At 35.3% G+C, this 25,956-nt stretch carries 21 protein-coding genes; 2 read left to right on the forward strand and 19 right to left on the reverse strand.

What is annotated here, in order from left to right:
• Nucleotides 1-246 precede the first annotated feature (246 nt).
• Nucleotides 247-804 carry a folate family ECF transporter S component gene (locus HFE64_06680; GenBank protein MCI8633146.1) on the forward strand — a complete coding sequence of 186 codons (558 nt, stop codon included), beginning with the start codon at nucleotides 247-249 and terminating at the stop codon, nucleotides 802-804.
• Between the two features lie 21 nt (nucleotides 805-825).
• Here the strand turns inward: HFE64_06680 and HFE64_06685 are convergent, their stop codons facing one another.
• From HFE64_06685 to HFE64_06715, 7 genes are all read right to left on the reverse strand, one after another.
• Nucleotides 826-1,098: a helix-turn-helix domain-containing protein gene (locus tag HFE64_06685; GenBank protein ID MCI8633147.1), complete on the reverse strand. Its 273-nt coding sequence runs from the start codon at nucleotides 1,096-1,098 to the stop codon at nucleotides 826-828.
• Nucleotides 1,099-1,192: 94 nt separating this feature from the next.
• Entirely contained in the window at nucleotides 1,193-2,410 is a 1,218-nt protein-coding gene (locus HFE64_06690; GenBank protein MCI8633148.1) for a DUF1015 domain-containing protein, read from the reverse strand.
• A gap of 18 nt (nucleotides 2,411-2,428) precedes the next feature.
• Complete coding sequence (locus tag HFE64_06695; protein ID MCI8633149.1) at nucleotides 2,429-3,508, reverse strand: NAD(P)-binding domain-containing protein; 1,080 nt, start codon at nucleotides 3,506-3,508, stop codon at nucleotides 2,429-2,431.
• Between the two features lie 20 nt (nucleotides 3,509-3,528).
• On the reverse strand, nucleotides 3,529-5,340 hold the full coding sequence (locus HFE64_06700; GenBank protein ID MCI8633150.1) for an aminotransferase class I/II-fold pyridoxal phosphate-dependent enzyme: 1,812 nt from the start codon (nucleotides 5,338-5,340) through the stop codon (nucleotides 3,529-3,531).
• Between the two features lie 191 nt (nucleotides 5,341-5,531).
• Nucleotides 5,532-6,764: an oligosaccharide flippase family protein gene (locus HFE64_06705; GenBank protein MCI8633151.1), complete on the reverse strand. Its 1,233-nt coding sequence runs from the start codon at nucleotides 6,762-6,764 to the stop codon at nucleotides 5,532-5,534.
• Nucleotides 6,757-7,758 (reverse strand): glycosyltransferase family 8 protein, encoded by a 1,002-nt coding sequence (locus HFE64_06710; protein MCI8633152.1) that lies wholly within the window; start codon nucleotides 7,756-7,758, stop codon nucleotides 6,757-6,759. Before HFE64_06710 ends, HFE64_06705 begins: the two co-directional genes overlap by 8 nt.
• Before the next feature lie 11 nt (nucleotides 7,759-7,769).
• Complete coding sequence (locus tag HFE64_06715) at nucleotides 7,770-8,633, reverse strand: LicD family protein (GenBank protein MCI8633153.1); 864 nt, start codon at nucleotides 8,631-8,633, stop codon at nucleotides 7,770-7,772.
• Between the two features lie 399 nt (nucleotides 8,634-9,032).
• Here HFE64_06715 and HFE64_06720 point away from each other — a divergent pair, with 399 nt between their 5' ends.
• The gene (locus tag HFE64_06720) at nucleotides 9,033-9,827 is read left to right on the forward strand and encodes a glycosyltransferase (GenBank protein ID MCI8633154.1); all 795 of its coding nucleotides are present in this window, start codon (nucleotides 9,033-9,035) and stop codon (nucleotides 9,825-9,827) included.
• Between the two features lie 76 nt (nucleotides 9,828-9,903).
• Here HFE64_06720 and HFE64_06725 read toward each other — a convergent pair whose 3' ends face one another.
• The 12 genes from HFE64_06725 to rfbA all read right to left on the reverse strand — a co-directional run bounded on the left by HFE64_06725 (nucleotide 9,904) and on the right by rfbA (nucleotide 25,953).
• A complete protein-coding gene (locus HFE64_06725) occupies nucleotides 9,904-10,980 on the reverse strand; it encodes a Gfo/Idh/MocA family oxidoreductase (GenBank protein ID MCI8633155.1) in 1,077 nt (358 codons plus the stop codon).
• Nucleotides 10,977-11,333, reverse strand: a complete 357-nt coding sequence (locus HFE64_06730) for a DUF2304 domain-containing protein (GenBank protein ID MCI8633156.1) — start codon at nucleotides 11,331-11,333, stop codon at nucleotides 10,977-10,979. The genes HFE64_06725 and HFE64_06730 overlap by 4 nt, the downstream gene beginning before the upstream one ends.
• A gap of 1 nt (nucleotide 11,334) precedes the next feature.
• Nucleotides 11,335-12,030, reverse strand: a complete 696-nt coding sequence (locus HFE64_06735; protein MCI8633157.1) for a glycosyltransferase family 2 protein — start codon at nucleotides 12,028-12,030, stop codon at nucleotides 11,335-11,337.
• Between the two features lie 17 nt (nucleotides 12,031-12,047).
• The gene (locus HFE64_06740) at nucleotides 12,048-14,015 is read right to left on the reverse strand and encodes a DUF2142 domain-containing protein (GenBank protein MCI8633158.1); all 1,968 of its coding nucleotides are present in this window, start codon (nucleotides 14,013-14,015) and stop codon (nucleotides 12,048-12,050) included.
• Nucleotides 14,016-14,017: 2 nt separating this feature from the next.
• Nucleotides 14,018-17,698: a glycosyltransferase gene (locus tag HFE64_06745; GenBank protein ID MCI8633159.1), complete on the reverse strand. Its 3,681-nt coding sequence runs from the start codon at nucleotides 17,696-17,698 to the stop codon at nucleotides 14,018-14,020.
• Between the two features lie 26 nt (nucleotides 17,699-17,724).
• Nucleotides 17,725-18,423 (reverse strand): ABC transporter ATP-binding protein, encoded by a 699-nt coding sequence (locus HFE64_06750; GenBank protein MCI8633160.1) that lies wholly within the window; start codon nucleotides 18,421-18,423, stop codon nucleotides 17,725-17,727.
• A gap of 54 nt (nucleotides 18,424-18,477) precedes the next feature.
• Nucleotides 18,478-19,263: an ABC transporter permease gene (locus HFE64_06755; GenBank protein MCI8633161.1), complete on the reverse strand. Its 786-nt coding sequence runs from the start codon at nucleotides 19,261-19,263 to the stop codon at nucleotides 18,478-18,480.
• Nucleotide 19,264: 1 nt separating this feature from the next.
• A complete protein-coding gene (gene rfbC / locus HFE64_06760) occupies nucleotides 19,265-19,822 on the reverse strand; it encodes a dTDP-4-dehydrorhamnose 3,5-epimerase (GenBank protein ID MCI8633162.1) in 558 nt (185 codons plus the stop codon).
• Between the two features lie 71 nt (nucleotides 19,823-19,893).
• Nucleotides 19,894-23,034 carry a glycosyltransferase gene (locus HFE64_06765; GenBank protein ID MCI8633163.1) on the reverse strand — a complete coding sequence of 1,047 codons (3,141 nt, stop codon included), beginning with the start codon at nucleotides 23,032-23,034 and terminating at the stop codon, nucleotides 19,894-19,896.
• Nucleotides 23,035-23,124: 90 nt separating this feature from the next.
• Entirely contained in the window at nucleotides 23,125-24,144 is a 1,020-nt protein-coding gene (rfbB, locus tag HFE64_06770; GenBank protein ID MCI8633164.1) for a dTDP-glucose 4,6-dehydratase, read from the reverse strand.
• A gap of 19 nt (nucleotides 24,145-24,163) precedes the next feature.
• The gene (rfbD, locus tag HFE64_06775; protein ID MCI8633165.1) at nucleotides 24,164-25,066 is read right to left on the reverse strand and encodes a dTDP-4-dehydrorhamnose reductase; all 903 of its coding nucleotides are present in this window, start codon (nucleotides 25,064-25,066) and stop codon (nucleotides 24,164-24,166) included.
• Nucleotides 25,066-25,953, reverse strand: a complete 888-nt coding sequence (gene rfbA, locus HFE64_06780; protein ID MCI8633166.1) for a glucose-1-phosphate thymidylyltransferase RfbA — start codon at nucleotides 25,951-25,953, stop codon at nucleotides 25,066-25,068. The genes rfbD and rfbA overlap by 1 nt, the downstream gene beginning before the upstream one ends.
• Nucleotides 25,954-25,956: the final 3 nt, after the last annotated feature.

Raw genomic sequence — 25,956 nt, forward strand, 5'->3', positions numbered from 1 at the left:
TATAATACTATTTAGCTTGCAGCCTTGCCTGTTTTATGATATACTTTTTTACGCTTACTGTTATAGTAGGCATTCGATAGCAGAGTAGAAAATCAGGCGTTAAGTGTTTGGCAGACGGGGAGTTGCTGCTGAAACGAAGAAATATATTTTATTTCGCGGTCTGACTTTCGCATCCCGCTGTTACACTATCGAAGAGGCTTCCTCATCGATTTGTGCAACAAATCTTATCATAAGGAGGTCTTTGCTATGAATCTACTTTTATCTAAATTCTCAAACTCGTTTCGTGAATTTCGAAACGTCCGTTCCCTCACTGGCTTAGCTATGCTAATGGCGATTGCACTGGTCCTTAATTTAATCGGCTCTTTTCAGATTACAGAATCTCTGCGTCTTGGGTTTGGCTTCCTAGCCACAGCCGTTATGGGCATGCTGTATGGTCCCTTTTGTGCAGGCTTAGCCGCCGGCCTAGTTGATATTCTCCAAATTTTTTTAAAGCCTACCGGTGAATTTTTTCCGGGTTTTACACTCACCGCAATTTTAGGAGGTATCTTGTATGGGCTTTTCTTATACAAAAATCAATACTCCTTGCCTCGTCTTATTGCCGTGAAATCCATCATCAATGTTTTTCTCCATTTATTTCTTAACAGCTATTGGTTAACCTTTCTTTATGGTTATGCCTTTTGGACTAAGATTCCCGGACGCTTGATAAAAAATCTTGGTCTTTTACCTCTTGAAATTTTATTATTAGCATTGCTTTTACCTAAAATTTCAAAGATGATATATCCCGTCATACAAAAACCGCAATGAAGAAAATCTTCATTGCGGTTTTTATTTTATATCTTTTCTCAATTCTTCCAGTAGCTCTCTTACATTTTTTAAAAACTTAATTGAGTCATCGCATTCATATGCCAGAAATAAGATAAAAGACACTGTACCACACATATTTTCTCCCTTCTCAATATTGCAATATGTTCTTCTCTCAATCGCTAACTTCTCAGCCATCGCTTCTTGTGTCAGGGATCTTTCCTTTCTTGTCATTTTAATCTCTTCACTTAAGTACTGCTTGAGCAAGCTTACATATAAATCTCTTATTTCTTTCATTACAAACACCTCTCATTCTGAATAAAATTTAATTAAATTTTACTCAAAACAAGAGGTGTGCACCATGAAATTTTCTTCATATTTCGAATAAATATTACTGAATCTGTCGACATTCCAAATAATATCGTTTTTCCTGCGCCTTGCCCATGGAAAATGTTTTCCTTGGCAATACTCCATCTTTCTCTATTCCTTTAAATAGCTGCTTTTTCTCCATTGCCGGCAATATAAATCCAATTGCATTTCTTTGATCAGCAAGTAACTTCAGCTCATAATCTCCATGAATATATTCCAATCTTCCTTTGTGATGGTTCAAATATTCATCCAGAAATTTTTGTAAAATTCCCACCGCAAGCTCTCCCATAGATGGATCCAAGTAAAGCGTCCCTTTTTTTCCTTGGACATGCCATTCAATCGGATATCCCTCCTTAGCACTGCATTGTATTGTAAGCATTTCTAAAAGCTGCATCGCCTCCGTATCAAATACAATTCGATGAATCGGTTCAAACACCTGTGTCTCGTCATGAATATTTTCTAGCTCCACCATGGCATATCTTGCCGGATGCGCAGATAAATCCTCTTTTGGATGCTCTTTCTTCAATCTTTCATAGCAGGCCTTTGCTGTTGCCAGAGAATGGTTGCCATCCCCCACGGCAAAAACTACAGAGCTTTTTCTTTCTTCTTGATAGCGCCTTAATGCCTCTTCAAATTCTTTCAAAACACTACCTTCTACAAGCCAGCCGGCAAGCTCTCCGCCCTCTTCCATTAAGGAAAAATGATAAAGCTGCTTTAACAGTTCTTTTTGCGCTGCAATAGGCTCTATCAACGTTTTTTTCTTATCATCACACAGTAAAAGAACATGCGGAAGCTCCAGTTCTGCATTCCATCTCACTTTCATTCTCGGCGGAATACGCTCTACCACAGTTTTCTCTGTACAACGAATAGGCGCTAGCGCCCCTTCCATGTATTCATATTGTTCCAGATCAATCTTCCCGATAATTCCTTTTCGAATTTCCCCATTCATCAGTGTTCTTTCCACATAGATAAGGCAATTCTCATACTTAGCAAACAGCCCTTCCTGCAAATATTCTTTCATTTTCGCATGAATACCTGCAATTTTTTCCTCTTCTCCGGCCTGACCAAGCTCTGCTTCAGGCAAAATCATATGCAGCGTTGACGGTGCATCCGCTACTTTTTCTCTGACTCTTCTCCAATATTCTGGCTGCGCTGAAAACTGATCACAAGCAATCACTGACCATCTCTCTAGATCGTGCACTTGAGGCAACAAAATTGTTGCTGGTAAAAATAGATCCATCCTTAAACTCCCATTTTTTTACCGCAGGTAAAAGTTTTTAAAACTTTGATAATCATAAATCCCATATTGAGAATACTGAAACTTTTGGGGATTTTGAGTTAATTGATAATACCATTGCAGAACCTTTGTCATATGAGGAACAAATATATCTACAAAACATGCAATCTGATGTAAAATTTCCAGTCCATATGGAAAATCTGCTGTAAAATAACGCGACGAAAAATCCGGTATGAGCTGATGTTCTTTTCCTACTGTTGGCGTAGGCAACCCCTTTAAACTATCAATACTTCTTAATTTTTTTGTTAATGCTTGTACCGTAGTGCTCTCATAATGCACCTTTAATGATTTAACATAAGAAAGATCAAACTCTTTCATATTCTTACAAAGCTGCTGCACCTCTTCATCGCATTTTAAAAGTAGCTCTGAAGATGCATCATCCCATTCTTCATAAAACAATGGGATATAATCATATTGTTTTCCCTGTTCATATTCCTTAAACAAGGTATACAGTCTTGTTGTATGCAAAATCGGATTGGAAGGGGTCAAGGTAACATTTAAATAATTCGGTAACGGATTAGTAGGCATATCCAAAAGCTTTGTCATTATATGACAACATATCTTTGTTTTTTCCTGTGGAATTGCTGCAAGAAATAATTCAGGCCGATATCCCGTCGCACATACTTTTTTCCCGTAAGTTACCAATCTTGCAACTGAAGGGACTCTTTGTAATCCAAATACAATACATCCCTTATTTAAACATCCAATGAAACAACACTCTCCTCCGCCTGTTCCCGGAATTAAGCCAATCATTGCATCAGACTTACTATATCTTTCGATCTTCTTGGAAATTTCTTCCATACAGTATGCTGGAAGCGTAATCAAAATCATATCTGCCTCAGAAAATGCAATTTTCTCATCATTAGTTGCTAATTGAATTTTCCCCTCGCAGGTAATATTTCCGCTTTCATCTACAATACATAAATACTGTTCAAACTGACCGGGTTTCGAAGTGAATATAGTTACATCATGCTGTTTAGCCGCACAATGAACCGCTAATTGCGTTCCAATATTCCCTCCCCCCACAATTGTAATCTTCATCTTGAATACTCCCATATAAATTAATGCAATATCTGCTTCAAAGCTCTATATAACTGATCATTTTCCTCTGTGTTCCGAATAGCAATACGAATAAATTGCTTTCCTTGTTTGATTTTTGCAGACAAATCTTTAATAAACAGATTATGCTCTATTAGCAGCTTTTTAGTTAATGCTTTCGCTGTCATCCCATTCACTAATTCAATCATAATATAATTAGCTTGAGAGGGAATCAAACGTAGCGCATTTATTTCACTCAGCTTTTTTTCAAACCGAACTCTCTCTTGACGAATCTTTTTAAGGCCTTCTTCATAATCCTTTTTGTATTTTTCCTCAATTTGCATGTAAAATTCTGCAAAGGAATTAATATTCCAAATTGCAACGTCCTTTTTCATTTTCAGAACCATATCTACATCGCCTGAAACTAAAACGCCAAGACGCAGTCCCGGAACACCATATGATTTTGATATGCTTTTCATTACATATAGATATGGATTAGCCTCAATAAATTTCTGACATATCAACGTGCTATCTTCTTCATCTGCAAAATCAACAAAAGATTCATCTACAATCAACCGAATTTTTCTATTTTCTGCCCAGCTAACAAGCCGCTTCAAATCTGCTTTCGGGATATAATTCCCTGAAGGATTATCTGGATTAATCAAGATTAAAGTCTCAATAGGTTTATCATCAAAGAAATCTATTAGATCCTGCGCGGTATAAGAATAATTCATATTTTGAGGCTCATACGTAATTAATTTTCCCTCGCAATAACGATTAGGATATTCTTCAAAGGTAGGCCGTACTACTCCAATATTTCCTTCCAAACGCTCCAATAAAGCTTTAATTAGCTCTGCTGCTCCATTGCCAATTACAATATTTTCCTGATGTACACCAAAATTTTTCGCTGCCAACAAAGAATTAACTCCCATCCCTGAGGGATACTGAGTCAGCAATTTTTCAAAATTCGCTTTGATCTCATCCATCAATTTTTGCGGCGGATAATAGGGATTTACTAAATAACAAAAGTCCAGCAGCTTGGGATATCGCCAATACCCTCCATATCGCTTCTGTAATAAAGACACCTTCTCCTCTTCATCGGGACTGAACATAGACGTAGCAATGTCCAAATCCTGTATATCATCAATTTCATACCAAAGCTGCCCGTTTAAGCGTTTAGCAAAAATTTCTGGATTATCTAACATAGTAATAACTCTTAATACCTGTTCGTAATACTCATTATCTCCCAGCGCCTTTGTATAAGCTTCTAAAAATGGTACGTAATGCGTCTCTGAAAAATGCTTGCTAAATTTATAAATATTGACAGTTTTATAATATGCCTTAATTTCATTAAATTTAAACTTTTTCCCTGGTACAAAAGCTTCAATCGTATCATCGTCTCCTAATTTAACACAGGTACCATCCATCCAGCTTTCATATTTGTCAACCAAAGCTAACGTTTCTCTTGGATCATTGACTAATGCTTCAATGACTGAATCTTCAAAAATTAAATCCGACTCAAATAAAAGCGTATCTTCTTCACAAAGATATTGCTTTGCCAAAGCAAGTGAATAAATATTATTTGTTTTATCATAAATTGGATTATTCACATACATAATCGGAGTCTGAATATCCAGTGTAGCAATATAATCTATTAGCTTTTTCCCTTCATAACCGACAACAATAATGATCCTTGTCAGATTTTGTTTTTCCAGTTGGTGCAGCATACGATCAATTAAAGTAACTCCATTTACTTGAACCATACATTTGGTATTGTTTTGCGTCAGCTCCTTTAATCTTTTCCCCATTCCCGCTGCTAATATAATTGCTTGCATGTTTTGATCCTCTCTATTTTCACAAGTATTGTTCAATTATTTTTCTAAAATGCAAATTATATGTAACATCTGTTTCAATATTATATCATATATTCTCAACCGCCGTCTATTATAATTTAAATAACTTTCTCCTTTTTAGCATCTTACACTTTTTAGCCAATTGATTTTTATCACGTAATCGATTTTCCTGCTCAATTAAAATTTCTTTTCAAAACACTTTTTAATGTAATCAATAGTAGCATAATATTAACTCCCGTTGCCAACAAAATCACATAATTTACCCCATTCATTCCAAAACTCTCAATAAAAATTCTTGAAAAAAATGCCACTAGCAATACTGATGTTAAATTAACCAAAACAATGGTTTTTAAGCATCTTGCTATCGTCAAGAGAGCACTCAAAAAATAAATACATGCCAATGATAATGTAGTCAATAACACAGGTATTAGTAAATTTGAATACTGAACTATCTCCTCATTAAAAAGAATTGTCAACCCCCACTTGCCAAATATCTTGCTAATAATAATTACCGTAACAAAAACTAGAAAAATCATTTTCCAGACTTTATGATATTGTTTCATATATTTTTCTTTTTCTTTTTCTACATAATATTTAGTAAAAAAGGTTATGAGAGGATTATATATCCAACTAGCCGCTGTTTGCACTATTACTGCAGGTGTAGCAATCGACGCATATATCCCTAGATAGTAATTACCATACACCGCTTCTAATGTATTTCTCGGAATAGATACCAGACTACTTATTAAAAATGAATTCATCATTAACGGCAGACATTCCTGCATTAATCGTAGGCTTTGTTTATAGCTAAAAATAATAGAAAAATTTTTTATTTTTTTACAAATATTATAATCATATATAAAAACTATAAGAGCTGATACACAAGTCATGCCAATAATTGCAAATATAAGTTTTTTGGTAAAATATAAAAATATGCAAAATACAAAAAAAGATAAAACTCCTCTACTAATAAAGGAATAACAGATATAATCCATCCTTTCTTGTTTTTGCTGTATTCCTTGTAAAACATCCACAAATGCTTCCATAAGCCTAAATAACATATATATAATTATACACAATATTTGATAACTTGTATAACTTCTATTAGACACTACAAAAATAGTACATAAACTCAAAGCTAAGATACTAGTTATAATCCTCGTTGTAACGTAAATAGACACTGAATATTTCTCTTTATAATCTGAAACTTGAAAATTACGAATTCCAAATGTAGCTACCGTAAAAAACATATTTGTGATCGAGATTGCTAAAGACAAATTTCCCGCTTCTTCATATGATACAATTTTTACAATAACAACTGTAATCAACCACTGGCACCCTAAATATACAGCAGCTCCAATTGAATTATAAATCGTATTTTTTTTAATCGATAATACCTTATCCATTTTCCTTGCTTCTTTCTTTTACTTTTTTAGCCCTAATCTTCATAAATAAAGGAATTAAAAAATCTATTATTTTATATCTTATATATGGAAATGGCTTTAAAATTACTAGAAACATCTTATATAAAACAAAATATAATTCCCAACCTGTTTCCAATTCAGTATTTTTCCATTCCGTCTTGTTTAAATATTTAAAATAATCCTTCTTATACTTATGCGTGGTTCCCTTTCGCCAAGGTCTTTCTTCTCCTAAATAATGAACAATAATAGGATCCTTTTTGGCTATTTGATATTCTTCTTTAGAAATATATCCAGCAGGCTCATTTAATTTTTTTAAAAATCTATAGGGATAGTACCAGAAAATATTATATGCATTATATTTAGGCGAAAGAACATATATATTCCCTTCTAAAGCTCCATTAATAGCATCCTGATCCGGTGCAAAAAGTCTCCCCTGCTTATTACTGTAGTATTTTAAAATCTTCTTTCCAGTACCTTCCGCTCTCCATCTTTCCAAATTAATTAATAAAACCCCAGAATTAAAATATGATTTTCCTTTTAAGCCCAGGCTCTCTTTGCGTTTTTTATTAACAGTTGGTTCAATAGATGCTCCAAGTACGACATCCTCCATATCTATTTCCCAAAGTTCTTGCAGTGCCCCCCTTACAATAGTATCTCCATCCAAATAAATAACCTTGTTTACTTCTAAAGGTAATAAATCATCAATAAGTAATCTTGCTAAAACAACATTTTTCCACCCTAAAGTATCAAAATCAAACCCGATTTTATCTTTCAAATTACTTATATCAACAAAAAACAACTGCCTTTTGTATTTAGAAGCTAAATCAAGTAATCTTATTTTATTTCCTTCAGATATATTATAAGCTCCAATATAAAAACAAAGAACATCTAATTCTTTATTATTTTCACAAACAGAACATATCCCGGCAGCAATCTGTGGAACAAAATTATCATCTGAAGTATAAAAAATATTCATTTCTTCTCCCTTTATTCATCAAAATTTAAAACAGCTGGCGCATGTACATGTCTTTTTTCAACAGGCGGTAATTGCATATAGTCATTATATATTTTTTCCAAATATAAATGATAATTATTAGGAAGAGGAATTTTCGTATTCTCAAACTTTTTCCATACAACCGGAAATAATTCATCTTCGCCATGAGTTATTTTTTTGACACCCTCAAAGTTATTTTCTGAATATACTTTGGGTACTCCATTACACTCAACCATCTTTTCACATTTCTTAATTTCTTTCAGATACGCTTTGTACACTCTTGTTGTTGTAACATTAAATATTTTGAGAAAATAATAACTCAATCTGCATAAAATCTTCGTTATTTTTCTCTTCCATTCGCTCATCTGTCCTGGAAGTTTAGGCGATTTATATGCGCTTAAAACACAAAGCCGAGTCAATATCCATTTTTTCCAAATCTGCATTTTCCTTTTATGTTCTTTTTGATATACTATGTCCAAAGGAAAAATGTCAATAAAGATACCTGATTTATATGTTCTGTCTTGGTCTGTAGCCTCTATAAAAGTTGTATTTGCTCGAGTCAGCTTTGCAAAAGTCATAACATATCCCTTTGTTTCTCTAATCTCTAAAAGCTTAAAAGTATCTTTCAACTCTTTAGAAGCTAAGTCGACAAATTTTTCATAATCCCCTCTTGGCATTGCAACGTCCATATCATCATCCCAGGGAATAAAGCCCTCATGTCTCACAGCACCTAAGGCAGTCCCGTAGCATGCAAAAAAATTCAAATCATACTTTTCACATATTCTGACAAATTCTTGATATATTTCTAGCTCAACACTTTGCAATTTCTTCAAAGTTTTTTCATCATACGCTTCCATAATCCAGTCACTCCATTAATGATTTTATTATTATCCCCGTTTTTCAAAGTCTAACTCAAAAAACGACTTAGATTTTTATATAGACGATATCGTAAGTTCGCCTTCGACAAACTCATAGCGCGCCGCATTACTTGATTAACCAAAATATATTTGATTACGCTTATTATACCACAAGTTCGGCTCGTCCCTCACCGAACTTGGCAAAAAATCCCTGCGGGATTCTTGCAGTCGTTCTGTGTCTGTATTATACCATATTTAGTATCCTTCAATCAATGCATTTTTAGTTTTAGCATCATATGCGCATGCGATTCTACAACTTTTAAGATTGACAAATCCTTTCAATTATAATAGTATAGATGAGTTCTCATGAATCTTTCTAAACAGAAGGGAATTTTATTTATGCTTTATTCATCTTTTGACCATACTTTTGTCATCTGTGCTTACAAAGAAAGCCCCTTTCTGCCTCTTTGTATTGATTCTTTATTAAATCAAAGCATTAAAAGTAATATTATCATATCGACTTCTACCCCTAATTCATACATTAAAAATATTGCATCACAGTATAATCTCCCATTATTCATTAATACCGGAAGAAAAAGTATTGCTGACGATTGGAATTTTGGCTATTCTCAAGCCAAAACTTCTCTTATTACTATCGCTCACCAAGATGACATATATCTACCCACATATTTTGAAGAAATTTTAAAGGCCGTTAATTCAAGTTCACACCCGCTTATTCTTTTTACTAACTATAATGAACTAAGAAATGAGCAAGTTTCCTCGCCCAATTTTTTAGTACGCTATAAACGTATCATGTTAGCCCCGCTTAGTATTTCTTTTTTTCAGCATAGCAAATGGTTACGTCGCCGAATCCTTTCCTTTGGTTGCTCTATTTGTTGCCCCTCTGTTACTTATGTTAAGCCATTTTTACCCTTCCCCCTATTCAAATATGGATTTAAAAGCAACCTCGATTGGCAAACCTGGGAAACTCTTTCCTCACTATCTGGTGATTTTATTTATTTGTCTACTTCCTTAATTTATCACCGTATTCATGCTGATTCTGAAACCTCAAATGTTATAAAAAGTAATATTCGCTCTAAAGAAGATTATGCATTATTCAAAAAGTTTTGGCCCTCCCCTGTTGCTAAATTATTTACTAAAATATATGCACTCAGTGAGAAAAGCAATAAATAAAGACTACAATAGATGAATATTGTTAATAAAAAGGTAATGCTATTGTGCTTTCCGGCACAATAGCATTACCTTTTTATTATTTTCTAAACCTATCCATATTTTGCATCGTACTTGCTTCTTCTAATGGTAATTTAACCGGACAATGCTTTCGGGCTGACTCATATATTGCTAGAATCAATTCCAATGCCCTTTTTCCAGCATATCCATCTACTAACGGTTCTTTATTTTCTTCTATAGATTCTATCATATTTTTATATAATGGAGTGTGCCCAAAACCATATACATTCTCAGGATCTTCATCGCATTGCTTTTGAAGCTCTACTAATTTTTCCTCTTCTCCTTTGACATTCCATACTTCAATATGGTTTACAGACATTCCCCCTGCTTTAACGGTTCCCTTTTCTCCAAAAATATGTAGTGTCTCTTCTAGTCCATCAGGGTATACATTAGTACTGCCTTCAAAAATACCATATGCTCCATTTGCAAATTTAATGATAGCAAGCCCTATATCTTCTGCTTCAATATACGGATGAATTAAATTATCACTGTAAGCAATCACTTCTTCAATTTCATCTCCCATCATCCAACGCAATAAATCTGCATCATGAATACATTGATTCATTAAAGCTCCACCATCTTGTTTCCATGTTCCACGCCATGCATCTTGTGCATAATACGCTTCTCCTCTATACCATCTTACATGAGCAGTTCCATACAATAGCTTACCCAGCTTTCCCACGTTTATCGCTTCATGAATTGCTTTAATCGCTGGATTAAATCGATTTTGATGATTCGTACAAACCTTTACTTGATATTTTTCTGCCTCTTCGATGATTTCATCTGCGTCTTGTATCGACAATGCAATTGGTTTTTCTATAATCACATGGTTTCTCTTTCTAATTGCTTCTAACGCTATTTTAGCATGTTCTCCGCTCCATGTAGCAATCGCTACTAAATCCAAATTTTCTTTTGTAAACATCTCAATATAATTTGTATATATTTTCACCGATTCATCTAAACCATTGTCTACTTTAAATTTTTCTGCTTTTTCTTGATCTAAATCACAAATCGCCACAATTTGCAAATTATTTTGCCTAGCAGCCACAACGTGATTAGGTGCCACTCTTCCACATCCAACTAATGCGTATCTCATTCTTTTTCCTCCTCCAATTTCTGCATGTCATTTTGATCAATCGCATATCTCTGCGTTAATCCTAAAATTTTATTTTCTAATTGGGATACTTTAATACTCATACCAAAAATTTTCATAATCAACAAAAAAATGATAACTAAAAAAATGCAATTTACCGGACTTGCAATGCCCAACAAATTTTTAATCAAATCAACAGTTTGGGGAAAAATACTTAATAAAACTAGAACGACTGAAAATAAAATCCAATAAATAGAATCAGCAATCTGCATCTGCGATTTATTGATTCTTCTCATCACATATAAAAACGTAAAAACTGACACGATGATCAAAATGATTCGAAGCGTAATTGACATTTTATACTCTCCTTTTTCTAAACCATTGTACAAAGAAAATCGAAATGGTCATACACAACATATACCAAAAGGATTTGGGAATATTTAGATAACTCTCTCCTGCTGTTCTTTCATGCATCTCTACCTGCACTTCTGTTATTTTAGCTCCATTTCTTAATAAATAGCAAATAGTATCTGGTTCTGGTCCATAATTCATGGAAGATGCAAATTCAGATAATACCTTTTTGCTAAACAGTCTCATTCCAGAAGTAGGATCTGCAATCTTTTTACCTGTTGTGAGCCAAATTGCAAAATGAATAATACGGCTTCCAATCATTCTTGAGGTCCATGGCTTTTTTTGCTCTACAAACCGGGACCCGATTACAATATCCGCTCCTTCCTTTTCCATAGCCTCTAATAGGTTTTGAATATAACGAGGATCATGCTGTCCATCCCCATCAAATTGTATAGCAGCATCGTAGCCATTAAGCTTTGCATACTTCATACCTGCCTGAAATCCGCCAGATAGTCCTACATTTATTGGTAAATCTAAAAGATTGTATCCGTTTTCCCTACAAATCTGCGCCGTTTGATCTTTAGAACCATCATTAACGACTACATAATCATATTGCGGATATTGGTTTTTAAGTATCTCAACAACACTTTCAATATTCTCAGCCTCATTGTAAGCTGGAATAATCACCAGTACTTTCATTATTTCTTCTCCCTCATCTATCATCGGTGTATAATTATATGAAAAACTTTCATAATTACCAACATATTTTGTATAATCATGCAAGTAACCCATCCTCTTTTTATTGATTTACGCTTTTCAACAAATGTGTTGATGCCACATAACAAACAGATAGGCAGAATTGGTAGGAAATATCTTCCCTGCACTCCTATAATAACATTACTTGAATTAGGAGTCCACCCAAACAACATACTCGCGTACACTAAAATAACAATACTAAAAGAAATTAATAGGATCAATATTTTTTGCTTCATAGATAGAATCATCGGCTCTCCTGAATCTTCTATAATGGCCATCACAATTAGAATGATAAATACATTCAACATGCTCCATGGTATATCTAATTCTAGCCACCCTAAACTTCCTCCCAAAAGTGTTTTAGGATAGGCATCTATATAAAGAAGAAATGTATTCCAATATATAGAAAGCAACCGTCTAGGATTATATAATAAATCTCCTAAAGTGTAAGTATGCCCTGTCCCGCCTGCATTGACAGCATTATTCGTTTCTCCTAATATCTTGAATATTGTACCAAAGTATACCGTCATAATGCATCCTGCTGCAATCAAAAAAATTAATAAAAGCTTCCATTTAGCTTTTTTAATGTATTCTTTTTCCTTTCCTTTAAAAACGAAAAATAGGAGCAGAAGCATAGGCATATATACTACCTTTTGGAAAGCAAATAAAATGCTAAGCCCAGCCAAAATTATCCAATCCCTCTTTATAAGTTGACTTTTTTGAACTGAAAGTTTAAAAATATATGATATAAAAAGAAATACTATCATTAAAAGTTCTGCATCATACGAAAAAGAGGATACTAGTTCTAATGTCATTGGTAATAATGCTACCGCAAGTATTGTAGTTTTTCCTTTTGGCATCCATTTAACTGCATAATACATACAAATAGCAAAACAGAGAATACTAAACATGCGTCCAAAAAATAAAATCGTAAACCACTCAAAACCTAATATCCTCGCAATTGTAACCCCCAAAATTTGCGGCAAATAAGTAATAAATGGACTATCTACCACATTTTGTACGCCTACTTTATAATTCTCGTTTTTTGCTATTTCTAAACTCCCATATAATAATTTATATGTTTGCATATTAGGTCTATAATAATCGCATCCATTTTCTATCGCTGTGTCTTCATATAAAATAACTTTTCCTTCATCATTTGTTGCCTCTTTCCCCATTAATTGACTTGAATATTTATATGTTGTCATAATATGACGCTCTTCATCAGGAGCTGAATACGGAGGTAATATAAACATATATAGCATCCCCAAAAGAAGTATGGTAAAAAAAGCAATCTTTTCTAATGACTCATTATGCATTATACTCATAACAAGATAGCTGAATAACAACACCAACCCTATCCAGAAGATCCACCGAATAATGGAAAATTGGCCCATTTTAAAAGTCTTTGATAATTTTCCATCATATACTTCAATGGAATCAAGACTATATTTAATTTCTTCCTTATCTCCAATATCTATACGAAGAGATTGATACTGTTCATAAGGAATTACTGCAATTACTTCTTTATTTCCTCTCTGCAAAACGACAGTCGTTGAATTTTCTTCTGAAAATGCATTTTCTGAAAAAGCCCAAAAAACTTGAATTCTTAAATTTTGTGAAACCTCCTCAGAAAACCTGATTCGAACCCCTCCGCTTTTATCATCCTTCATCTGAATAATGATTTGGGGATCTGCTGTTACTGTACACATTTCATTTTTATTAACTTTACGCAAATTAACTAGCTCTAGTGCATAATCATTTTCTAAGATATTAACAAAGGCTTCATTATCATAGTTTAAGGGTAATTCTATCCGAGAAACCCTATAGATATAAAACATCTCTAAAAAAACACTCAAAAAGAGTATTCCAAATATAAATATAATTCTTTGTTTATTCAACTGCTTTTTCAAAAAGGCAAGGCTTTTCACTTTTATTTCTCCCCATTTCTTAATATATTTTTGACCTCACTCTCTAAACAATGCGAAGTATATTCTTCCATTGCTTTCTGATTTGCATTCTCCCCCACTTCTTTTACTAGTTTTCTATTTAAGATAAGCTCGTCCAATACCTTTAGCCACTCCTCTTTTGTCTTACACAAAAATCCCGTTTTACCATTTTCAATAATTCGTGCCAATTCTTCGTTGTAACTAGCTACTGTTGGCACCTTAACTAAAGCAGCTTCTAACCATTTATTTTCTGATTTACATGCATGAAATATTGTATCTTCTAATGGCATCAAATTAATATCTACTTTTGCAATTTCCGCTGGAAGTTCCCTCCAATTCTTAAATTCAAATACTTGAATTCTTGACTGATATTTAGCTAAAGTCTCCGGAACTCTTAATGCCCCCCCTATTACTAGCTCCAAAAAAGAATAGCGATCAAACAACTCACTTAATATATCGGTTATTTTTTCAAAATCCTTATTGTGCGTCCATGATCCACTAAAATATCCTAATAAAATCTTCTCCTGCTTTTTATAGCTTTGTTTGCGTATAGCTTTCAAAGACAAGCCTATCATTTGATCACTTGCAATATTGCGATGAATTACTACTGGCTTATCTGGAAATCTTCTCTCTATAAAAGCTTTTAATACAGTTGTAGAAGTCAAAACCCCATCACACATTTCTAACACTTTCCTTACTCCACTACAGTATTCTTGATAATTTGTATCTCCTGAATTTTTCACAAATTCAAATTCTTTAATTAAACTATAATCAAAAATTAAATCATCAATTTCATACCACACTTGTTTTCCTCTCTCGTGAAAGGAATTAATTAATTTAATAATACTCAAATCTGGCATGCAACGATAAATAATGACCCTCTCGTATTGATTGATATCTACCAGCGCTTGATCGCGCAATTGCTCAAGAGTAATAATATCTGATTTTTCTCCTATATACAAAAGCTGTTCTTGTAAATGCTCTATACGGTATCTAACCGCATATGAATATTCCAAAACAACGCATAAAGTTTTTTTCTTATTTTGAATCTTGATTTGTTTCTTCTGTTCTTGGTATGCTAAAGATAGCATCTTAGAAACAAGATACTCTTCATCTGCATTATCTAAAATAATTCCTTTATCATAATTTTTAACTCTTTCGGCTGGTGCACCCATATCAAAAACTGCAATAGGCATATTTAATTTTATCACTTCTTCCGTGGTATATGAAAATGTCTCTGGCCAAATAGAAGAAATAAAAAAGAGATCAATATCATATTTTAAAATTAAAGTAGGTAACATTTCTGGAGTATATCTTCCTGAAACAATTAAATGGGAATTTTGTATAGGTGTTTCTAAAACACCTAATAAAATAATATTAATGTTTAACTGATTATTCTCAATATAATCCAATAACTTTTTTACTATTTTTAAACCTTTATGCAATGACAAATTTCCTAATAACCCAATGTTGATACTTTCTGTCATTTTATACTGTTTATGAAATGGAATTATATAATCCACTACATGAGGAACCACAGTAACATTCTCTAAATTTCCATACGCTTTTTCTAACTGCGATTTAGAATCATTTGAAAATGTTCTGATCTCATCGCAATGCTTTAAAAAATCTTTCCAATTATCTCGCCATTCTTTTATTGTCCCATATTCGAGATAGTTATTAAACTTATTATTTTTCATGCATTGATCACAAATTGAAAGTTCAGGAATTCGGCAAAATTCCCCCTGATCATTTAACAAATTAGTAGCAGGACAAATTGCAAAAAAATCATGAAGCAACATAATTAGTTTTGCATTTTTTTGTTTTGCCAATCTTTTTATTTTGTCTAAACACTGATACAACCTAGGATAAGTAACCAGTTCATTTATAATAATTTCATCAATTCGATATCTATCAAAAAATCTTAACAGCTCTTCCCAATTCTCAAAATATATTAACGTAGTCTTATCTAAGTAGTCACATTTTAATAAATAAATCCCTTTTTTATAATCATACTCAATAATAAAAACAAATTCTCTATTAGAAAGTGCTTCTTCTGTCTTTTTTATCAAATAAGAATCGGCTCCTCCTTTTAATTGGTGATTAAAGTATAATTTAACTTTTTCACTAATAGAACAGATAAGACTCATATAGAGATACTCTCTTAGATCATATAAGGAATCTCTTTGAAAATATTCACTTACTTCTTTCAAATAATTTGGGTATTTGGATTTTAATTTATCCATATTAACATCTAATAGATGCTGCTTTTCTTTGCTGGCAAAACTTCCTCCATGATTATGAAATACATACAGATTCTCTACCATAACATTCTTCATATTGCATAAAATGGCTCTTTGACACCAGTCATTTTCTTCCCCATATCCTTTACCAAAAGTAGCATCATCTAATAATCCCACTTTTTCTATTGCTTTTTTATTCATAGCCATACAAAAACCAACCCCAGTTGGTAATTCAGTATACTGAGGTTTTACTCTTGCAAATTTTTCATCAATTATATGAACATCCAAGTCGTCAAATATATGATTATCCTTTCCAATCAAAGGAAAACTGCATATATTTCCACTATTTGTGTAGGGGGTTGCCGATGCCACTCTATCATTTATCCAGATTGGCCTCATAAGTCGCTCTAACCATTCATTAGGCACCTGAACATCCGTATTTAATAAAACAATATCATTTTTAGAATAAGCTAATCCCTTATTAACCGTCTTTACAAAGCCTAAATTTTCCTCATTGCGCAATAAAGTTACATTTATATGATTTTGAGCATATTCCTGCAACCATTGAAATACTCTTTCATCTGGACTACGATCATCGATAATAATTAAATTATATGGTACCCGTGTTTTTTCAATTCCTGCAAATAACTTATCAAAAAATTGTAATCCATTATAAACAGGTATAATAATATCAACCTCTTTATAAATGCTTTTTTGCTCATTATTCGGATCCATACAGAAATATCTCTGTTCTAGATCCTTATAAAAAATATAATGTGCTTTCTCCTGTTCTGGCAACGAGGTGTGTAACAAAAAAAGCCTTATTAAATCCTTAATTTTTCCTTTTTTTATTAATAACAGGGCCTTCTTTATATTATTTTTACTAATTAATTTAGAATATATTTTAATTGTTTCATTTAATGATCGCTTTATACTGCCCAATTTCACCACATTTGTCTTTTGATTAACTTTATATTCTAAAAATAGATGAATTCTACGTCGAGTTCCCAATTTTTGTTGCGATTGAAATCCACAATTTAATGCATTCTTAAAATCATATACTTTCAATAAATCTTTTCTTAATATATTTTTTCTTAAGCTTAAATTAATACGTCTTTTCCCGACTTGTGCGTATAAACCTAATGAATCAATTTTTGCAACAGGCGAAAAAATCCACCCAATAACAAGTAGTTCACTATTTTTATATTGAATTTGATCCGTTCTCCAATACACACTTGGATCTTGTTCTTTTTTTATGTGATGCCATAAATTTCGCAATGGCTTTATAATACGCCACAAAAAAGAATACTCTATCTTCATTCTTTTGGCCTTTTCTTCTTCAAGTTGTTTATTTAACTCTTCTTTTTCTTGATTTAGCTGCACAATTTCTTTTTCAAGTGATTCTAAACGGTTATCTTCCATATCTATAAACACAAAGCATCCTTTCTTTACTGCATACTAATGTATTGTTCACAAATTTCCTTTGTTGGTCCATCCATCTTAATATGCCCTTTTTCCAACCAAACTACCCGGCTACAAAGACGTTCCACTTGTTCAAGTGAATGAGATACAATAATAACAGTTGTTCCGTTTGCCATCATGTCATTAATTCTCGCTTCACATTTTTGTTGAAATTTAAAATCACCCACTGATAAAATTTCATCTACAATTAATATTTCCGGTTTTGTCAAAGTTGCGATAGCAAATCCTAATCTAGCAACCATACCTGATGAAAAATTTTTGATTGCTACATCTACAAAATCATCAAGTTCCGCAAAACTGATAATTTCCTGAAACTTTTCTTCCATAACTTTGCGGGAATAGCCCAACACCGCTCCATTTAAAAAAACGTTCTCTCTAGCCGTTAATTCAAAATCAAATCCTGCTCCCAACTCAATTAATGGTGAAATCGTTCCCTTAATTGAAGCAGAACCCATTGTTGGTTTTAATATCCCAGAAATTACTTTCAATAAAGTACTTTTTCCTGAACCATTCAAACCTACAATTCCAACCACTTCACCTGAACATACTTTCAAATCAACATGCTTCAATGCATAGAACTCCGAAAAATTTAATTGCCGCTTTAATAAACGAATAAAATATTCCTTTAGACTATCCACTCGTTCTTTTGCCATATTGAACTTCATAGAAACATCTTCTACACTTATTATGATATCTTTATCCAATCTTGGATACCTCACTTAAATATGAAGAATAAAGCGATCCTGTAATTTCTTAAATATCCATATACCCAATAAAAAAGTACTTAGACTAATTCCTATGCAAATTAAATTCATCCGCATTCCTGGAACAATGCCTTCCATCACTACATTTCTGAAATATGAAACATAATAATATAATGGATTCAGCTTGACAATAATTGTGATAAATTTAGATCTTTCTAAAACCGACAAAGGATAGATAATGGGCGTCAGATACATCCAAGCAGTTACCCACACTGAATATAAATGACCCAAATCCCGAAAAAATATATATAAAGCTGAAAGAATCAAACTTAGCCCAATGGAAAAAATCAATGTATATATCATTGGTATAGGAAACAGAAAAAAAGTCCATGAAAGACGAAACTTAAGAAAAAGAGTAATAATTAAAACTGCTACCATAGAAAATAACATATTAATAAATGAAAATAAACATTTTTCTAATGGGAAAATATATTTAGGAATATATACTTTTTTTATCAACGAAGATGCACCTAGTATGGAAACCATTGAAGTATTCGTTGCCTCTGAAACAAAATTAAATATAAGAGAACCCGTCAAATAATAAATAGGAAAATTTTCAATTTCAAACCTAAATACATTTTTAAAAACTGCTGTAATCACTACCATCATGAGTAATGGATTCAATACACTCCATACAACACCTAATACCGATCTCCGATATTTTACTTTTAGATCACGTGTAATCAATTCCGCCAATAAAAAACGATACCTTTTAATATTGACCCACTGTTCTTTTTTCATTTCAAAATACCCAATCTATATCCTTCAGCAATGGATTTTTCTGATCCTTTTCACTCAGCAGTACATCGATTCCATCAATCAAGGGCCATTCTACTCCAACCTGCGGGTCGTTCCAAAACAGAGCGCCCTCATCCTCCGGATGATATAGATTGGTCACCTGATATACAAATTCTGCTACCTCACTCGTCACATAAAACCCGTGCGCAAACCCCTCTGGCACATAGAACTGTCTCTTATTTTCCTCTGATAGATAGACTCCGCGCCACTGTCCAAAAGTACTGCTATTTCTTCTCAAATCTACAGCAACATCAAATACTTCTCCTTTAGTGACCCTCACAAGTTTTCCCTGCGGATACTTCTTTTGAAAATGAAGTCCTCGCAAAACTCCCCGGCAAGAACGGGACTCATTGCTTTGCACAAAGCGCATATCAAGCCCTGCTTCATGGAAATCCTTTTCATTATATGTCTCCATAAAATACCCTCTGGCATCTCCAAAGCGCTTTGCTTCCACAATATATAGATCCTTAATGCCTGTATCGATAAAGGTAAAATTCCCCATAATAACCCTTTCCTTCCATCCATTAGATAATATTCAAATTATAAACGTATCATATATAAAAGTCAAGATTATTAGTCAAAAATCGACTTAACCGGCTCTGCCAGCTCCTTGGTTGTATGATACTTCATCACCTTTGTATAGGCTTTTTCTCCCATGTCCCTTCTCACTGCCTCCTCCTGAATCAGCAGCATTAAAGCCTGCTTCCATTCTGCTTCTGAATCACATAATATCCCTGTTTCCCCTGCCTCTATCACTCCGGCAAGCTCTTCATTATAAGAAGCAATCGTCGGCACCTTTACTAAAGAAGCCTCCAGCCATTTGTTTTCTGACTTACATGCATGAAAGGCCGTTTTCTGCAGCGGCATCAAATTGATATCCACTTCAGAAAGCATTTTCGGTAGCTCCTGCCAAGGCTGAAAAGCACATTGTTTAATTTGATTTTTCACTGGCTCAAATGCCTCTGAGAGCATCAGAGCTCCTACAATCTTCAAGTGAACATGAGGGTTTTGCTTTAAGATATCTATAATCACCTCTTCAATGACAGCAAAATCCTGATTATGCGTATTAGAGCCGCTGAAATATCCCAGCCAAAGCTCCTTTTCGACTTTCGTTTTCTCCTTTTTCTGCAATGCCTGCTGCGATAAAACTACCATTTCATAGCTTGCCACATTCCGTTGTACAATAACCGGCTTATCAGGGAATTCTTGTTCTGCCTTTCTTTTAAGGGTATTCGTAGAAACCAATATGCCATCACACGCTTTCATACAGTCGTGAACCTTTTCACATCTCTCCGGAAAATTCTGATATTCCTTCTGTTTCAAGAAATCCAGCTCTTTAATTTGCTGAAAATCGAAGACTAAATCATCAATTCCATACCATACGGCAATCCCTCTGCCTTTTGCCCAGGCTAAAATCTTCTTTATTTTACCAGAAATCTCACAGCGATATAAAACGATGCAGGTATACCCTTCCCTTTTTCTATATTCTGAAACCTCAGCGCAATCTGAAGAGATGCCGTATTTCAAAAGCTGCTCCTGTAAATGCTCTACTCTATATCGACTGGCATAGGACGTCTCTTCGATTAAAAATAAAACTTTCTTTTGTGCCTGCTGTCTGCTATCCTTCTTCCATCGCTGTCCAAATTGAATCAGCTCCTTTAGGTTCTGTTCCGGCGAAGGCTCTGACAAAACCAGACCTTTTTCATATCTAAGGATCCGTTCTACAGGCGCCCCCAGAGGCAGGCAAGCAACCGGAATCCCCATCTCTATTACTTCCTGCGTTGTATAAGAAAAGGTCTCCGGACATATCGAGGAAATAAAAAACAAATCGATATCATTCTCCAAAACCAGCCGGGGCAGCATCTCAGGACGATATGCTCCTGTTTCATAATAGCCACTATGCCGGATCCGATTCGGCGAGCTCCCACATAAAACAAATCGTACCGACAGCTTTCTCTCCTCTGCGATATCTAGCATCCTTTCAACAAACCGTGCTCCTTTTAGCTCTGTTAATGTACCTATCAGACCGATCGTAAGCACTGAAGTTGATTTATATTGTTTCTCCAAGGGAATCATCACTGTATGCTGCTCCGGTAAAATACGCACTTGGTCTAATCCCCCATATGCTTTTTGAATCAAATTAGCTGAATCCTGTGAAAAAACACGGACCTCATGGCATGCCTGCAAAAAGCTTCTCCATACGCCTCTCCACTCTCGTATGGTTGCAAGCTCATAATTATCACAGTTTGCATTTTTTTGAAAACAAGCTTCACATTCTGTGCTTCCCGGAATATGGCAAAACTCAGATTGATGATTTAATAAATAAATGCTGGGACAAATTGCATAATAATCATGCAGCATAGCCGTAAGATGAAGGCAGTGCTCTTCAGAAAATTCACGGATTTTTTGCAAATGCTTTTCAACATGCGGATATCCTACCAGCTGATTTACTATTACCTGATTCACATCGATTCTGACAGCAAAATGAAATACTTCCTCTAACGTTAGTGCTGTTAAGAGAATCTTATATTGTTTCCACTGATATTCAATTTGATAGCACTCTGTCTGTTTTTGATACTGCACCACGGCTGTGACAGCCCCTTCATTTCTCTGTTTCTCTGCGTAGCTCTGAATATATTGATTTGCTCCTCCCCCCAGCGTATGATGAAAAATTAAATATCGATTATTCTCTAAAGAAGCTGTAAGGCGGCAAAAAGCATAAGCTCTCACGGCGCCCATAGGATCCTTGTCAATATATTCACCAACCAAATTAGCATAATGCGGATGTTTATGCGCCAGCTTCTCTTGATTGATCTTCATAAGCTCTTTCTTATCTTCACTGGTAAATGTTCCGCCATGATTATGGTATACATATAAATTTTCTACCATAACATTTCGAAAGCCCTTTTGGATAGCTCTTTGACACCAGTCATTTTCCTCTCCGTATCCTTTTCCAAAGGTCTTTTGATCCAATAATCCTACTTCTCTGATCGCTTTTTGATTCATGGCCATACAAAACCCAACTCCCGTTGGAATGGTAGTATACATAGAGCGAATTTCCTTAAAAAATGCGTCAATCTGATCTACCGCAAGCTTATTAAAAATTGTATTATCTTTCAAAAACTCCGGAAAACTACAAATCGTACCGCTATTGGTAAAAGGGGTTGCTGATGCCACCGTAGGATCCTTTACAATGGGCGCAATCAGGCGTTCGAGCCATTTATTAGGTAATTCTATATCCGTGTTCAACAAAACCACATGATTACGAGCCATGGCCAGCCCTCTATTTACACTACCGACAAAGCCCATATTACGGGCATTTCTTATCAGCTCTGTATTCTCATGCTGCTCCGCATATTCTTTTATAAACTCTATCGTCGCTGCATCCTCACTGGCATCATCAATTAGCAGAAGTCGATAAGACATATTCGTTTTTTCAATCCCCTGAAACAGCTTTACCAGATACGGTTTTCCATTATATATCGGCACAATAATATCTACAGTGACTCCCTGCATACTGCTCTCAATAGCATTATTTCTTCGCAGCCGTTTAGTCTGGATTTCATGATAAGAATAAGCAGGTTGTGCTTTAAGAGGTTTTGCCTTCAATTTTCGCTTTACTCCATGCAAGAGCACGCTCCATTGCCCTTGTGCGATTAGTCGTTTTATTTTTCTCCAGTTTTTAAGAGTCAGCAGCTGTTTCCATTTTCCCATTTTACATTTCACTCCTCTACCGAAAACACATATTCCTTTATGATGGAAACGGGGAGAATTGCCCTGCGGTAACTCTCCCCTCGTTTTTCTTTAGCGATCTCCGTACATTTTTTGATAATATTCCTGATACTCTCCGTTGATAATATTCTCCCACCATGTTTTATTATCGAGATACCAACGAATCGTTTTTTGTATTCCATCTGCAAACTTAGTCTCTGGCAGCCATCCCAGCTCTGCATGAATTTTTGCCGGATCAATGGCATACCGCAAATCATGCCCCGCCCTGTCCTTTACATACGTAATCAGGCTCTCACTCTTTCCCAGCGCTTCAATGATAATTTTAACAATATCAATATTGCGCATCTCATTATGCCCGCCGATATTATAAACTTCTCCTACCTTTCCATTTCTTAAGATCAAATCAATGGCTCGGCAATGATCCTCCACATACAGCCAGTCCCTAACGTTAAGTCCTTCTCCATATACAGGAAGCGGTTTATCGTTCAATGCGTTAGCAATCATCAATGGAATCAGCTTTTCCGGGAACTGGTATGGACCATAATTATTGGAGCAGCGACTGATCGTAACCGGGAGTCCAAAAGTCCGATGATATGCTCCGACCAAAAGATCAGCGCCAGCCTTTGAAGCTGAATAAGGACTTGATGTGTGTAAAGGCGTATCCTCTGTGAAAAATAGATCCGGACGATCCAGCGGAAGATCGCCATAAACCTCATCCGTAGATACCTGATGATACCGCTCGATCCCATACTTGCGGCAGGCATCCAGCAGCACCTGAGTACCTAATACATTGGTTTCCACAAAAATACCCGGATTAGCAATGGCTCGATCTACATGACTTTCTGCTGCAAAATTGACAAGGACATCCGGTTTTTCTTCTTCAAAAAGCCGATACACGGCCTCTCGATCTGTGATGCTTTCCTTTACAAACCGAAAGTTCGGATTTTTCATCACATCCTTCAAATTTTCCAAATTGCCGGCATACGTAAGAGAATCCAAACAAACAATCTGATCTTCCGGATGCTCCTGCATCATATATAAAATAAAGTTGCTGCCAATAAATCCGGCTCCACCGGTTACAATCATTTTCATCCTGGTTCACCTCTCCGTTTTAAACGGTCTCCTTTTCATTGGTTTCTAAATGCGATATAAAATAAGCGAGTGCTTCCTGCCAAGGCCTAAAAGAATATCCGACTGTTTTTATAAAATGATCATGCGCCAGCGCTGAATAAGCCGGTCTCTTAGCTGGCGTCGGATACTCTTCTGTCGTACACGGCGAAACCTCAGCCGGAATCTGCGCATACTCCATAATCTTTTTGGCAAACTCATACCAGCTGCAGATTCCCTCTCCAGTTCCATGATAAATACCATATTCCTCTGTGGTAACCAGCTGCAAAATATGATGCGCCAAATCTGCTGCATTCGTCGGATTGCCATATTGATCATTAACCACTTTGACATTTCCACGTTCCTTCCCCAGCCTCATCATAGTCTTTACAAAATTGTTTCCTGTATAGCCATAGAGCCAAGCGGTGCGTACGATGAAATACCTCTGACAATTTAAGATAACCGCTTTTTCTCCTGCATCCTTGGTGCGGCCATACGCGCTTTGCGGATTGGTCGCCTCCATTTCCATATAGGGCCTGTCTGCCTCTCCGCTAAATACATAATCCGTTGAAACATGGACCAGCTTACTGCCCAGCTTATCAGCTGCCAGCGCCAGATTCTCTGCTCCCACCCGGTTCACCTGATCAGCCAGTTCCTCTTTTTCCTCACACAAATTTACATTGGTAAAGGCTGCGCAATTGATAATCACTGTATAGCCGCCGTTTGATACAAATGTCTCCACCGCTCTTCGATCTGTAATATCCAGCTCATCTACATCCACGGCACAAAATTCATACGCTTTTTCAAATAACGGAACCATCCCCAGCTCTGTATGCTTTCTTTTCAAACAACGAACAAGCTCTGCCCCCAGCTGTCCTTTTGCCCCAGTAATGAGAATTTTTTCCATTAATATCGAATCTTTCCTTCCGCTACTTTTTTTAAATGCTGACCATATGTGGATTTCCCATAAAGCTTAGCTGATTCTAACAGCATCTGCTGATCAATCCAACCGTTCTTATAAGCAATCTCTTCAATCGCTGATATCTTGATCCCCTGCCGTTTTTCTACCATACGGACAAAATCAGCAGCATCCACTAAGCTATCCATCGTGCCAGTATCCAGCCATGCATAGCCGCGCCCTAAAAGCTTAACATCCAAATCTCCCTGTTCAAGGAATACCCTATTCAAATCGGTAATTTCCAGCTCGCCCCTTGCCGACGGCTTCATTTGTTTCGCATATTCTACCACTCTGTTATCATAGAAATACAGCCCTGTAATTGCATAATTCGATCTTGGATTCTGCGGCTTTTCTTCTACAGAAATGACTTTTCCCTTTTCATCAAATTCCACCACGCCAAACCTTTCAGGATCCTCTACATAATACCCAAATACGCTGGCTCTATGGTTCTTCTCCGCATTCTCTACTGCTTCCTTCAGTATTTTTGAAAACCCATTCCCATAAAAAATGTTATCTCCTAAAACCATAGCGCAGGAATCCTCTCCAATAAACTCCTCGCCCAAAATGAACGCCTGCGCCAGTCCATCCGGAGAAGGCTGCACCTGATAGCTTAAATGAATTCCAAAATGGGATCCATCCCCTAATAGCTTTTCGAAATTAGGCAGATCCTGCGGCGTCGAGATAATCAGGATATCCTTAATCCCCGCCAGCATCAATGTTGACAGCGGATAGTACACCATTGGCTTATCATATACCGGTAAAAGCTGCTTCGATGTCACCATCGTCAGCGGATACAGCCGTGTCCCCGATCCTCCGGCCAAAATAATTCCCTTCATCGC

It is taken from the genome of Lachnospiraceae bacterium, from assembly GCA_022794035.1.
In the GTDB taxonomy this organism is placed as follows: domain Bacteria; phylum Bacillota; class Clostridia; order Lachnospirales; family Bianqueaceae; genus CALWPV01.

Bases quoted from the DNA above. Each gene is read 5' to 3' on its own strand.
- HFE64_06680 (MCI8633146.1), top strand. From the start codon at position 247: ATGAATCTACTTTTATCTAAATTCTCAAACTCGTTTCGTGAATTTCGA.
- HFE64_06685 (MCI8633147.1), bottom strand. From the start codon at position 1,098: ATGAAAGAAATAAGAGATTTATATGTAAGCTTGCTCAAGCAGTACTTA.
- HFE64_06690 (MCI8633148.1), bottom strand. From the start codon at position 2,410: ATGGATCTATTTTTACCAGCAACAATTTTGTTGCCTCAAGTGCACGAT.
- HFE64_06695 (MCI8633149.1), bottom strand. From the start codon at position 3,508: ATGAAGATTACAATTGTGGGGGGAGGGAATATTGGAACGCAATTAGCG.
- HFE64_06700 (MCI8633150.1), bottom strand. From the start codon at position 5,340: ATGCAAGCAATTATATTAGCAGCGGGAATGGGGAAAAGATTAAAGGAG.
- HFE64_06705 (MCI8633151.1), bottom strand. From the start codon at position 6,764: ATGGATAAGGTATTATCGATTAAAAAAAATACGATTTATAATTCAATT.
- HFE64_06710 (MCI8633152.1), bottom strand. From the start codon at position 7,758: ATGAATATTTTTTATACTTCAGATGATAATTTTGTTCCACAGATTGCT.
- HFE64_06715 (MCI8633153.1), bottom strand. From the start codon at position 8,633: ATGGAAGCGTATGATGAAAAAACTTTGAAGAAATTGCAAAGTGTTGAG.
- HFE64_06720 (MCI8633154.1), top strand. From the start codon at position 9,033: ATGCTTTATTCATCTTTTGACCATACTTTTGTCATCTGTGCTTACAAA.
- HFE64_06725 (MCI8633155.1), bottom strand. From the start codon at position 10,980: ATGAGATACGCATTAGTTGGATGTGGAAGAGTGGCACCTAATCACGTT.
- HFE64_06730 (MCI8633156.1), bottom strand. From the start codon at position 11,333: ATGTCAATTACGCTTCGAATCATTTTGATCATCGTGTCAGTTTTTACG.
- HFE64_06745 (MCI8633159.1), bottom strand. From the start codon at position 17,698: ATGGAAGATAACCGTTTAGAATCACTTGAAAAAGAAATTGTGCAGCTA.
- HFE64_06750 (MCI8633160.1), bottom strand. From the start codon at position 18,423: ATGAAGTTCAATATGGCAAAAGAACGAGTGGATAGTCTAAAGGAATAT.
- HFE64_06755 (MCI8633161.1), bottom strand. From the start codon at position 19,263: ATGAAAAAAGAACAGTGGGTCAATATTAAAAGGTATCGTTTTTTATTG.
- rfbC (MCI8633162.1), bottom strand. From the start codon at position 19,822: ATGGGGAATTTTACCTTTATCGATACAGGCATTAAGGATCTATATATT.
- HFE64_06765 (MCI8633163.1), bottom strand. From the start codon at position 23,034: ATGGGAAAATGGAAACAGCTGCTGACTCTTAAAAACTGGAGAAAAATA.
- rfbB (MCI8633164.1), bottom strand. From the start codon at position 24,144: ATGAAAATGATTGTAACCGGTGGAGCCGGATTTATTGGCAGCAACTTT.
- rfbD (MCI8633165.1), bottom strand. From the start codon at position 25,066: ATGGAAAAAATTCTCATTACTGGGGCAAAAGGACAGCTGGGGGCAGAG.
- rfbA (MCI8633166.1), bottom strand. From the start codon at position 25,953: ATGAAGGGAATTATTTTGGCCGGAGGATCGGGGACACGGCTGTATCCG.